The organism is Grimontia marina (assembly GCF_900060185.1).
GTDB classification, from domain to species: domain Bacteria; phylum Pseudomonadota; class Gammaproteobacteria; order Enterobacterales; family Vibrionaceae; genus Enterovibrio; species Enterovibrio marinus.
In genome coordinates, this window is record NZ_FIZY01000005.1 from 57980 (window position 1) to 70152 (window position 12173).

A 12173-nucleotide genomic window follows, 5' to 3' on the forward strand; every position below is an offset into this window, starting at 1 on the left:
AACAGGTTAACACTTTCTCTGCGCCGTAGCATTTGAGACAAATAAAGCAGTCAGGTCGAGACGCAACCGTTTTTATTAGCAATGTTTAGATAGTATTTTATGGACTTAACAAAGAAAACAGGAATAACATCAAATTAAAAGCAGTTAAGTGGTGGGATTTTTGTAATCTGCGACCATTTAAATAAAATCATCGTCTTTTAAGAAAAACTATGCAGCATACAGAGAGAGACTGCATAGTTATATGAATACGTATTGACTGGAAAAACGAGTAATCTACAGGGTGTCCAGCTCAAGCACGTCTTGCATGGTATAGAAGCCCGCCTCTTTTGCTGCCAGCCAAACCGCTGCGCGAACCGCTCCATTGGCGAAGGTCATACGGTTAGATGCTTTGTGGGTAATTTCCACACGCTCACCGATGTCTGCAAACATAGCAGTATGCTCACCAACAATGTCGCCTGCACGGATAGTCGCAAAGCCAATCTCATCCCGGCTACGCTCACCTGTAATTCCTTCACGGGCATATACGGCAACATCACTCAGCTTGTTACCCATGGCTCCCGCAATCGCCTCACCCATACCAATTGCTGTTCCTGATGGTGCGTCCACTTTATGTCTGTGATGCGCTTCGACGATTTCGATATCACAGTAATCACCCATGACCTTGGCTGCTTTCTCCAGCAGCTTGAAAACAAGGTTCACACCCACGCTGTAGTTTGGCGCCATGACGATACCAACATCGGTCGCCGCATCAATCTGTGCACGTTGCTCTTCGGAAAATCCGGTCGTACCGATCACCAGTCGCTTACCATGTGCGCGGCAAAGATCAATGTTTGCCAACGTCGCTACTGGCGCGGTGAAGTCGATGATGACATCAAATTGATCGGCCACTTTCGCCAAATCATCAACGATTGTTACATCGCACTTACCAATACCTGCCAGTTCACCTGCGTCGGTACCAATCAAGCTCGACTCAGGACGCACACTTGCTGCAGCCAGAACCGCGCCTTCCATCGCGTCAGTCGCTTGAATAAGCTGTCGGCCCATACGTCCGGCAGCGCCCGCAATTGCAATGCGAACCATCTGTTTCCCCTTTTAACTTCCTGTCATCACGCCACTTTGTGCGCGTTATGTTCGTAACTGGATAACCACTCTACCCTTTTCGCCGCGTGATGTGAATCAACCTCTGCGCGGTCAATCGCGGGAATGGCGGCGTAAAAAAGGGAGCCTTGGCTCCCTGAAGGTTTAATTAATGGATTTCTTTCACCTGAAGCTCTCGCGGTACTTCAAAGAACATGTTCTCTTCACGGCCTTTGAGCTCTTCCACCGTGGTGCCACCTAACTCTTGAATACGCGCGATAATGAGGTTCACCAACTCTTCCGGCGCGGAAGCCCCTGCCGTAATTCCGACTTTGGACTTGCCGTCAAACCATTCCGCTTTCACGTCTTCTGCACAATCGGTCAGATAACCCGGTGTACCCAGCTTCTCACTGAGTTCACGCAGACGGTTTGAGTTCGAGCTGTTCTTCGAGCCTACAACCACCAGCACATCACACTGGGTCGCGAGTTCGCGAACGGCGTCCTGGCGGTTTTGAGTTGCGTAGCAAATGTCGTCTTTGCGTGGCCCCTGAATGTCTGGGAACACTTTACGCAGCGTCTCAATCACTTCTGCCGTCTCATCCACCGACAAGGTCGTCTGGCTGACAAAGTGCAGGTTGGATGGATCTTTTACATCCAGCTTGTATACATCTTCCGGTTTCTCCACCAGATACATGCCGCCGGTTTCGCTGGCGTATTGCCCCATGGTACCTTCCACTTCAGGGTGACCGGCATGACCAATCAGCACTACTTCCATATTGCGTCGGCTAGCACGTGCCACTTCCATATGGACTTTGGTCACCAATGGGCAAGTTGCATCAAACACAGTTAATGCACGGGTTTTCGCTTCATTACGTACCGCTTGAGAAACGCCATGCGCAGAGAAAATCACAATGCTGTCGTCCGGCACTTCGCTGAGCTCTTCAACAAATACCGCACCGCGCGCTTTGAGGCCTTCAACGACAAAACGGTTATGCACCACTTCATGACGTACATAAATGGGTGGCTGGTAAAGTTCAAGAGCACGTTCAACGATACTGATCGCGCGATCAACACCGGCACAAAACCCTCGTGGGTTAGCTAGCATGACTTTCATGAGATAGCCCTTTAAGCAACACTGACAATTTCAACGTCAAAGATAACACGATGTCCCGCCAATGGGTGATTGAAGTCCACCGTCACAGATTCTCCCGCCACTTCCGTGACCAGACCCGGGATTTCCTGACCGCCTGGGCCGGAAAAGGCAATGATGGTGCCCTCTTCAGCTGGCGCATCACCGGCAAACAAGCTACGGTCCATGTGCTGGACGTTATCCGGGTTTGGTTGACCGAAGGCATCTTCAGGCTCCAGTGTAAAGCTTGCAGATTCGCCTTCAGTTAAGCCCAGCAGACATTTTTCGAAGTTCTCCGTCAGACTGCCATCACCCATCACCAGTTTGGCTGGCTTACCAGAGGTTTTAGTGCTGTCTGCGACCGAACCGTCTTCAAGTTTGATGGTGAAGTGCATGATGACTTCACTGTTTGCAATAATTTGCGCCATGCGCTCAAATCCTTTGTTGGCGGGCTATTGACCAAATAGTAACAGCACCTAAGTCCCCAACTTCACTTGGGTTATCGAAGTTTTTATACGACTTGGCGCCGACCACAGAGTAGTCAGCGCCAATTTTTATCTCTTCGTCGCACAGCGAGAAGGTTATTCAGCTTCAGCTTGAGGCTTTTTTGATGCGATGATGCTATCCAGCACAATCAGTACCGCACCAATCACAATCGCAGTGTCAGCCAAGTTGAATGCTGGCCAGTGATTGTTCCCGATAAAGAAATCAAGGAAGTCCACCACATAGCCATGCACCAGACGGTCAAACAGGTTACCAATGGCTCCACCAATCACCAATGCATAAGCAACATTCAGTATACGGTTTGTCGCAGGTGTTTGGCGCATCCAGTAAACCAACATGCCAGAAACACCAAGCGCTATGGCTGCAAAGAACCAACGTTGCCAGCCACCTGCATCGCTCAAAAAGCTGAACGCGGCGCCATAGTTATGAACATAGAGCAGGTTAAAGAATGGCAACACCTCAATGCGGTTCGACCAACCATAACCCATGGTATTCATCACCAGCAATTTGCTGCCAATATCCAGAACGAACACCAGAAGCGCTAGCCATAGCCAGCGCAATCCTGATTGTTTCGCTGTTAGATCTTTCATCCAGCTTTCCTATCGTTGCCTGTTACGCGAACTGGCGCTTTTCGCCTTCGCCATCAATGTTGCTTGCGCAACGGCCACAAATCGCTTCATGACCTTCGATGGAGCCAACATCCGCAACATGGTGCCAGCAACGATCGCACTTCTCTGCGTCAGACTTGGCAACAGCAACAGACAGACCTTCAACGTCAGTCGCTACCGCCGCTTCTGGCGCTGCATCGGTAGCAACGACTTCAGCTTTTGAAGTCAGCAATACGAAGCGCAGTTCATCGCCCATTGCCTGCAGCTTGGCGGCAAACTGAGGTTTGGCGTAAAGCGTCACTTCAGCTTCCAGAGAACCACCGATAGTTTTCTCGTTACGTGCAGCTTCCAGAACCTTGTTCACTGCACCGCGCACGCGAAGCAGTTCAGCCCAGAATGCGTTGTTCAGTTGCTCGTCTTCACCCAGACCGAACAGACCGTCGTACCATACTTCGGTGAAAACGAACTTGTTACGGTTGCCTGGCATCTCGTTCCAGATTTCATCTGCGGTGAACGACATGATTGGCGCCATCCAACGAACCAGTGCTTCCACGATATGGAACAGCGCGGTTTGACAGCTGCGGTGTGCGTGACCACCTGCTTTCGCGGTGTACTGACGGTCTTTAATGATGTCCAGATAGAATGAACCCATCTCAACCGAACAGAACTGCATCAGACGTTGCGTAACAGCGTGGAAGTTACACTCTTCGAACGCTTTCACGATCTCTTCCTGAGCTTCCAGTGCTTTGCCCACTGCCCAGCGATCTGCAACCACCAGATCTTCCGCTGCCACCATATCAGTTTCAGGGTTGAAGCCGTTCAGGTTCGCCAGCAAGAAGCGCGCGGTGTTACGAATACGGCGGTAAGCGTCTGCACTACGTTTCAGGATTTCATCAGATACTGTCATCTCACCGGTGTAGTCAGTCGATGCCACCCAAAGACGCAGGATGTCGCCACCCAACTTGTTCATCACGTCCTGAGGTGAAACCACGTTACCGATAGACTTCGACATCTTGCGGCCCTGGCCGTCAACGGTGAAGCCGTGCGTCAGAACCTGCTTGTAAGGGGCGTGGTTCTTGATCGCTACAGAGGTCATCAGGGAAGACTGGAACCAACCACGGTGTTGGTCGGAACCTTCCAGATACATATCTGCCTCATGGCCTGCAAACTCTTCGCGCTGGTTAACCACTGCATAGTGCGTTGCACCTGAATCGAACCATACGTCCAGAGTGTCCAGCACTTTCTCGTAGTTCGCCGCTTCTGCACCAAGCAATTCTTCAGCGTCTAGTTCCCACCATGCCTGGATGCCAGACCGCTCAACTTTCTGAGCCACTTGCTCAATCAGCTCAACGGTGTTCGGATGAAGCTCTGCCGTTTCCTTGTGAACGAACAGGGCAATTGGCACGCCCCAGGTACGCTGACGTGAAATACACCAGTCAGGTCGACCTTCTACCATTGACTCAATGCGGTTTTGTCCCCACTCAGGGATCCACTGTACGTTTTTGATTTCTTCCAGTGCTTTTGCACGCAGGCCCGCTTTCTCCATAGAGATAAACCACTGAGGCGTTGCACGGAAGATAATTGGCGTTTTGTGGCGCCAGCAATGCGGATAGCTGTGCTCGTAAGCGTGGTGATGCAGCAGCGCACCGTGCTCTTTAAGCACTTCAACCACGTTATCGTTCGCTTTAAATACGTGTTGACCTGCAAACAGCTCTGTGTCTGGCAAGTAAACACCGTTGCTACCTACTGGGTTAGCCACTTCAAGGTTGTACTTTTGACCAACCGCGAAGTCTTCCTGACCGTGTCCAGGTGCCGTGTGTACAACACCCGTACCTGATTCAGTCGTTACGTGATCGCCCAGGATCACAGGAACATCGAAGCTGTAGAACGGGTGGTTAAAGCGCAGCAGTTCCAGCGCATCACCTTTACAGAAGCCCAGATTGTGGAAGTGCTCGATTCCGGCACGATCCATCACATCTTTCGCAAGCTCTGCAGCCATGATCAGACGACGTGGCGTTTCACCTTCCACCTGAACCAGCACGTATTCCAGCGCATCAGAAACCGCGACTGCACGGTTCGCTGGCAGAGTCCAAGGTGTAGTGGTCCAGATAACGATAGACACATCACCTTGACCTAAATGACCTTCGTTCAGGTTGAACTTAGACAGCACTGCAGCTTCATCGACAGCCCCAAACATGACATCGATTGAAGGAGAAATTTTGTTGTAGTACTCGACTTCAGCTTCTGCCAGTGCAGAACCACAGTCAGTACACCAGTGAACCGGTTTGAAACCTTTGTGCAGGTGACCGTTACCCGCGATTTTACCCAGTGCACGGATGATGTTTGCTTCGGTATCAAAGTCCATGGTCAGGTATGGTTTGTCCCACTCACCCAACACGCCCAGACGTTTGAAGTCTGCCTTCTGGCCTTCAACCTGCTTCGCAGCGTACTCACGACACTTCTGACGGAATTCAGCAGCAGACACTTTCTGGCCTGGTTTACCGACTTTCTTCTCAACCATCAGTTCAATAGGCAGGCCGTGACAGTCCCAACCTGGTACGTAAGGTGCGTCGAAGTCTGAAAGAGTTTTGGACTTAATAATAATGTCTTTAAGAATTTTGTTTACGGAGTGACCAATGTGAATATTGCCGTTCGCATACGGAGGGCCGTCATGCAAAATGAAAGATTTTTTGCCTTTCTTCGCTTTACGGATTTCACCGTAAAGATCTTCGTCGTACCAGCGCTTGAGCATTTGTGGCTCGCGCTGTGCAAGATTCCCTCGCATCGGAAACGCGGTTTCCGGCAAGTTTAAGGTATCTTTAAAGTCACTCATTGATTGTTCATTCCGTATATGGACGTTTAGACATTATTTCTCATCATACTCAGCCAGCCACGCACGCGCTGTCTGGGCATCAATTCCGATTTGGGCTTTCAACTCATCGAGCGAGCCAAATTTCATCTCGTCGCGCAATTTATGTAAGAGCTGCACTTCGATCTGAAGACCATAGAGATCACGCTCCAGGTCAAAAAGGTGTACTTCCAGTTGTTGGCGCACACCGTTGACAGTAGGCCGTGTACCGACATTCGCTACACCACCCAGCCATTGTTCTTCTTCAATTCCGCCAACACGCACCACATACACACCGGAAACCGGAGATACACGACGCTTGAGCGGAACATTTGCCGTTGGGAAGCCGATGGTCCGACCCAACTTTTTACCGTGGGAAACACGACCGCTGATGCTGTAAGGGCGACCAAGCATCGCTTCTGCTTCACTCTGATGCCCTGCAGCCAATTCGTTACGAATGGCTGTACTGCTGACACGTTGCTCAGAGACAGTAAAGCTGTCAGTGCTTACCACTTCAAAGCCAGCCGTTGTCGCTTCGTTTTGCAGATAACAAAAATCGCCCTGACGCTTAGCGCCAAAGCGAAAATCATCACCAACCACGAGAAACTTAACACCCAATTGTTCAGCCAACAAGCGATGAACGAAGTCATGCGGCGTGATAGAGGCGAATTTGGCGTTGAAGTTAACCATGACGAGACGCTCAACACCCAGTTTGGCGAGTTGAACATACTTATCGCGAAGTCGGGTGAGTCGTGCCGGAGCATTTTCTCCTGAAAATAGCTCTCGCGGTTGAGGCTCAAACAGCATTACCGTTGAAGGCAATCCAAGCTCACGCGCTTTTTCCACCACGCGACGCAGTACTTCCTGATGACCCAAATGGACACCGTCAAAGTTACCGATTGTCAGCACGCAACCACGATGTCTGTCGCGGATGTTATGGATACCCCGAATTAATTCCATAGCGGTAAAACAGCTTTCCCCTTAAAAAACCGACGGATTATATACTAATCAGAAGCCGCAATCAGCCTTCCGCGCGAAGTTGATGCGGTCGCAGGCCCAAAATCACCAGCGAGACTACGTAAGTGATTGCGCCCGCAGCAATTAAGCCGGTCAGCGTATAAACTCTTTGCCACAAATCCATCACCAGCCATTGCTCAAATACGGGCATAACGTGATAAACCACTGCGCCCATGAGCGCCACACCGAAGATAAGTCGCAGGGTGAAAATCACCGTATCTTTGCTGACGCGGTAAACCTGTTGTTTGTGGAGGCCACGATACAGCAAGCCTGCATTGACCAAAGCAGATAACGCCGTCGCGATCGCCAAGCCTACATAACCGTAGAAATAGGCAAAAATCAGATTGAATACCATATTGCTCGCCATGGCGATGATGCCGTAACGCACGGGCGTTTTTGTGTCCTGCCGGGCGTAGTAGCCCGGTGCAAGTACTTTGATCAACATAAAGTTAAGCAGACCTGACGAATAAGCGATAAGTGACATGGCGGCCGCATTAACATCATCAGCGCCGAACTCACCGCGCATGAAAAGCACCATCAACATAGGCTTGGCAAGCACAATCATTCCTACCATGGCAGGAGCGCCAAGCAACAGTACCATGCGTACTCCCCAATCCATGGTGGACGCAAAATGACCTGAAGATTGCTCCACATGTTTTTTGGATAGCGCAGGAAGAATCACTGTTGCGATGGCAATCCCGAACAAACCTAATGGAAACTCTAGCAAGCGATCTGAGTAGTAAAGCCAACTGATAGAACCGGTTGCCAGGAAACTCGCAATGAAGGTATCGAGCAAGAGGTTAATCTGGCTAACAGAAACCCCAAACAATGCAGGAATCATCAGGGTACGAATTTTTGCCACGCCTGGATGCGACCAGCCCCACTTAGGGCGAACCAGCATCCCTTCTCGATAAAGGAACGGGATTTGGAAGCCGAACTGGATCAGACCGCCAAGAAAAACACCAATACCCAAACCTATTTCTGGCTGGTCCATGTTTGGTGATATCCATATAGCTGCCGAAATCATGGCGATATTCAGGAATACCGGCGTAAAAGAGGACACCGCAAACCGACCCAAGGTGTTTAATATTGACCCAGCCAGTGCCACAAAGGTAATAAACCAAAGGTATGGGAAGGTGATCTTTAGTATCAGAGAGGCCAGCTCAAATTTGTGTGACGAAGGGCCATCGTTCACCCAATCAAGGAACCACCCCATCCCGAACAAGGCAGTGATAACCGGTGAGGCAATCACACCAATCAAGGTGACTATTGTCACCAACAGACCCAGTGTGCCCGACACATACGCAATCAGTTCCCGGGTTTTGGTTTTATCATCACTGGCTTGATATTCTGCCAGCACTGGGACGAAAGCCTGTGAGAATGCACCTTCAGCGAAAAGACGTCGCAGGAAGTTAGGGATTTTGTTGGCAAAGAAGAAAACATCCGCCGCCGCGCCTGCACCCATTAAATTCGCTATCACCACATCGCGTACAAGACCCATAACGCGCGAAATCATGGTCATTGAACTGACAATCAATCCAGAGCGAAGTAATCGCTTTGACACCTATATCCCCTTAAAAAACAAAAGGAAGTAAACCTGCCTGCCTTTCGCGCGCGCCCCCTGTAGTTATAAATAGAAAGAAGGCATCTTGAATAGCACGAAAAGCACAGATAAAAGGCTTACTTCAAGTAAAGAATGCTGGTAGAATCTGCCGCCATATTAACCGCGATGTTCGCAGCACGCCAATCTTAAGGTGAGTGCGGCGGATATTTGCACAAATGAATTGACAACTCGGGTAAAACGAGGCATATTCCTCGGCCTTAAATTGTCACCGAATATAAGATTTGGGAGTTAGACCCTTGGCGAATATCAAATCTGCTAAGAAGCGTGCAATCCAATCTGAGAAGCGTCGCCAGCACAATGCAAGCCGTCGCTCAATGATGCGCACTTACATGAAAAAAACTATCGCAGCTATCGCAGCAGGCGATAAAGAAGCGGCTACTAAAGCATTTGCTGAAGCGCAACCTATCTTGGACCGCATGGCTACTAAAGGCCTGATCCACAAGAACAAGGCTGCTCGTCATAAAGCTGCTCTGGCTGCTCAAATCAAAGCTCTGTAATAGCGCTCCGATTTGAAATAAAAAAACCGGCTCATGGCCGGTTTTTTTATTTGTTCAATGTTTTACTTCGCGCAATACAACTGGTGCAGTGTAGTCATGATGGTTTGCACTTCGACACTCTTCAGCGAATAGTAGACGGTCTGCGCTTCTTTCCTTGTTGCTACCAGACCATCGCGTCTCAACCAAGCCAAGTGCTGAGATAATGCAGACTGACTGAGCTGGAGCTTCTCACTCAGCGTACCAACAGACATTTCCCCTTCCAGCAGATAACAAAGTATGAAGAGTCTGCGCTCGTTTGCCATTGCTTTTAGCAACTGCACTGCCTTTGGCCCAGCTTCTTGCATTTTTTCTAGTTCCATACTTACTGCCTGCAAAAATTACATCTAAAGGTTTGTTTGTGTTTGACTTAAGTTTAACACTGTTCAGGTCAGTAACAACGGTTCGCAATTAAGAATGCTATATAGAAGTTGAGAATTAGTGAAACAACTTGCTGAAATCAGCTTCACATATGCGTTTTACTGCAGGGTGCTGGATCATACGCTCAGCGAAAATCACATAGTACTCTTCTTTAAGTGCTTCAACTTTCGCCACTTCCATCACATTCGGTAATTCCAGCACATCTGAAGAGTAAAATGTCGGCGCAACAAACATAGCTTTATGATTCGAGCCAAACGCTTTCATCAATGCCGCATCATCAAACTCTCCCAAAATGGTGGGCGTGATGCCCTGGCTATCAAACCAATGCATTAACTTTCGCCCCATGGCTGTGCGTGTACTAGGGATTAACAATTTATGCTCTTCAATGACAGCAGGAAAACGCTTCTTGGAGATATCCCCTGAGCAGAAAAAGCTCATCATGCTCTCGCCTATCTTCACACTGAATAGCCCAGGGCTTTGTGTTGAATCAACCGGGCAATCAGACAGAATCATATCCAGCTTATGCTGACTAAGCTGCTCCAACAGCAACTCATGGGTAGACTCAAAGCAACGTAGATGAATGCCATCGTCTTCCGGCAATGCTTTTAGCAGCACACGGCTAACAAGGCTTTTCGAAAGTGCGTCCGCGACGCCAACATCGAACAACTGGTGCTCACGTTGGCTGTAATTCACGATATCGAGCATTTCATAACTCAAGCCAAACATCTTATCCGCATATTTAAATACGAGCTGCCCAAGCTCTGTGGGCTCAATGTTTCTTCCTGCACGTTTGGTCAGCTTACCTTTGAGCCGCTCTTCAAGCGCCCTGATTTGTCCTGTAACGGTCTGTGGCGTCAGAAACAAGGCATCAGCCGCCTTGGACACTGAACCTTGCTTACAGACCATCCAGAAGTAATAGAGGTGGTTATAATTTAAATGTGACATGTGTTCTCAACGAAAAAACGCCAGACACGTTATCCGCGACTGGCGTTTTGAACTGGTAGCTTATCCTTTCTTGGCAATGGTGGAGGTCTTATAGCGACCTCCGGCGCGCTGTTCCAGCGCTCTGCCTAAGAGGGTGTCTTTGTCGACGCTTGGCGTTGTTGTCAGTGATGCTTTTTCTACAACCTCGGGTTGGGTTGTTTCCAACCCGGCTAAGAACGCTTTACATACTTCTGTCGAATTATCATCGAAACAGTGTGAGTAATTGTTCGCAGCCAATGCCGGTGTAGCAAAAAGCACTCCGCTAATAATCAATGCTAACTTTTTTCTCATCGCTATCTTCCTCCACCTCACTCGATTTCGGCAATACAGCATTCAGCAGGGCGTAACCTGCCACAGCCGAGATAGTTGAACCAATCAAAATGCCCAGTCGTGAGAAGGTAATATAGCTTTCATCCACACCAACAAACGCCAGAGACGAAATGAAGATGGACATGGTAAAGCCGATACCACACAACAATGACACGGCAAAGATTTGCTTAAAGTTTACGTTTTCAGGTAGGCGAGCAATACCCAGTTTTACTGACGCCCAGCTCAGGGTAAAGATACCCAGAGGCTTACCAATCAACAGACCCAGTGCAATCCCCAATGGAAGCGTATTGGTTAGACTTTCTATTGATACGCCTTCCAGTGACACACCAGCATTTGCGAACGCAAAGATAGGCAGAATTAAGAAAGCAGCGTACGGGTGAATCGCATGTTCGAGCTCTTTCAGTGGTGATTTACCGTCCTTTCCACCTTCAAGCGGAATCACAAAGCCCAGCACCACACCCGCCAGTGTCGCATGAACACCTGACTTCAAAACGCTGACCCAGAGAATCGCCCCCACAAGTAAGTACCACCGGGTCTGAGTGACACCTTTGGCATTCATCAGGAAGAGTGCTGCTGTAGCCAAGAAGGCAACTGTCAGTGCTGTAATGGAGAGATCACTGCTATAGAACAAAGCAATAATCACGATAACGCCAAGGTCATCAATAATCGCCAACGCGAGCAGGAAGACTTTCAGTGCCAACGGAACGCGCTTGCCCAGCAGCGCCATCACACCCAGTGCGAATGCAATGTCCGTCGCGGCTGGAATTGCCCAACCCGCTTGGGTGACAGGGTCGCCAGCATTAAATGCCAGATATACCGCGGCAGGTGCTACCATACCGCCGACAGCAGCAATAGCAGGGAAGATGGCTTTTTCTTTGGTATTCAGAGCGCCTTCAATCAGCTCCCTTTTAACCTCAAGTCCAATCAGTAAGAAAAAGATGGCCATGAGGCCGTCATTAATCCAATGTGCAACAGACAAACCTGCTATGTAGCTATGAAGCGCACTGTCATACAGTGGTTGCAAAGGCGAGTTGGCAATAATGATCGCCAGAATCGCAGCAACGATCAGCACTAAACCACCAGCTGATTCCATCTTCATAAACTGACGAATCGCATCAGTCATTAAAAGCACTCCGTT

Annotated in this window: 12 protein-coding genes; 1 reads left to right on the top strand and 11 read right to left on the bottom strand. The window is 49.3% G+C overall.

Going from position 1 to position 12173, the window contains the following annotated elements:
* Window positions 1–273 precede the first annotated feature (273 nt).
* The 7 genes from dapB to murJ all read right to left on the bottom strand — a co-directional run bounded on the left by dapB (window position 274) and on the right by murJ (window position 8747).
* Window positions 274–1080 carry a 4-hydroxy-tetrahydrodipicolinate reductase gene (gene dapB / locus GMA8713_RS04120; protein WP_062706008.1) on the bottom strand — a complete coding sequence of 269 codons (807 nt, stop codon included), beginning with the start codon at window positions 1078–1080 and terminating at the stop codon, window positions 274–276.
* Window positions 1081–1246: 166 nt separating this feature from the next.
* Complete coding sequence (gene ispH, locus GMA8713_RS04125; RefSeq protein ID WP_062706011.1) at window positions 1247–2191, bottom strand: 4-hydroxy-3-methylbut-2-enyl diphosphate reductase; 945 nt, start codon at window positions 2189–2191, stop codon at window positions 1247–1249.
* Window positions 2192–2202: 11 nt separating this feature from the next.
* Entirely contained in the window at window positions 2203–2634 is a 432-nt protein-coding gene (gene fkpB / locus GMA8713_RS04130) for an FKBP-type peptidyl-prolyl cis-trans isomerase (protein ID WP_062706014.1), read from the bottom strand.
* Between the two features lie 153 nt (window positions 2635–2787).
* Window positions 2788–3300, bottom strand: coding sequence for a signal peptidase II (gene lspA, locus GMA8713_RS04135; RefSeq protein ID WP_062706017.1), 513 nt, complete (start codon window positions 3298–3300; stop codon window positions 2788–2790).
* Window positions 3301–3322: 22 nt separating this feature from the next.
* Window positions 3323–6151 (bottom strand): isoleucine--tRNA ligase, encoded by a 2829-nt coding sequence (ileS, locus tag GMA8713_RS04140; protein ID WP_062706020.1) that lies wholly within the window; start codon window positions 6149–6151, stop codon window positions 3323–3325.
* A 33-nt stretch (window positions 6152–6184) separates the two neighbouring features.
* On the bottom strand, window positions 6185–7126 hold the full coding sequence (gene ribF / locus GMA8713_RS04145) for a bifunctional riboflavin kinase/FAD synthetase (RefSeq protein ID WP_062706023.1): 942 nt from the start codon (window positions 7124–7126) through the stop codon (window positions 6185–6187).
* Window positions 7127–7187: 61 nt separating this feature from the next.
* A complete protein-coding gene (gene murJ / locus GMA8713_RS04150; protein WP_062706026.1) occupies window positions 7188–8747 on the bottom strand; it encodes a murein biosynthesis integral membrane protein MurJ in 1560 nt (519 codons plus the stop codon).
* A 296-nt stretch (window positions 8748–9043) separates the two neighbouring features.
* Here murJ and rpsT point away from each other — a divergent pair, with 296 nt between their 5' ends.
* On the top strand, window positions 9044–9304 hold the full coding sequence (gene rpsT, locus GMA8713_RS04155; protein ID WP_002540356.1) for a 30S ribosomal protein S20: 261 nt from the start codon (window positions 9044–9046) through the stop codon (window positions 9302–9304).
* Window positions 9305–9366: 62 nt separating this feature from the next.
* Here the strand turns inward: rpsT and GMA8713_RS04160 are convergent, their stop codons facing one another.
* The 4 genes from GMA8713_RS04160 to nhaA all read right to left on the bottom strand — a co-directional run bounded on the left by GMA8713_RS04160 (window position 9367) and on the right by nhaA (window position 12158).
* Window positions 9367–9663 carry an ArsR/SmtB family transcription factor gene (locus GMA8713_RS04160; protein ID WP_039850263.1) on the bottom strand — a complete coding sequence of 99 codons (297 nt, stop codon included), beginning with the start codon at window positions 9661–9663 and terminating at the stop codon, window positions 9367–9369.
* A 115-nt stretch (window positions 9664–9778) separates the two neighbouring features.
* On the bottom strand, window positions 9779–10666 hold the full coding sequence (nhaR, locus tag GMA8713_RS04165; RefSeq protein WP_002540359.1) for a transcriptional activator NhaR: 888 nt from the start codon (window positions 10664–10666) through the stop codon (window positions 9779–9781).
* A 60-nt stretch (window positions 10667–10726) separates the two neighbouring features.
* Window positions 10727–10996, bottom strand: a complete 270-nt coding sequence (locus tag GMA8713_RS04170) for a hypothetical protein (RefSeq protein WP_039850264.1) — start codon at window positions 10994–10996, stop codon at window positions 10727–10729.
* A complete protein-coding gene (gene nhaA, locus GMA8713_RS04175) occupies window positions 10968–12158 on the bottom strand; it encodes a Na+/H+ antiporter NhaA (protein ID WP_062706029.1) in 1191 nt (396 codons plus the stop codon). The genes GMA8713_RS04170 and nhaA overlap by 29 nt, the downstream gene beginning before the upstream one ends.
* Between the last annotated feature and the right edge of the window lie 15 nt (window positions 12159–12173).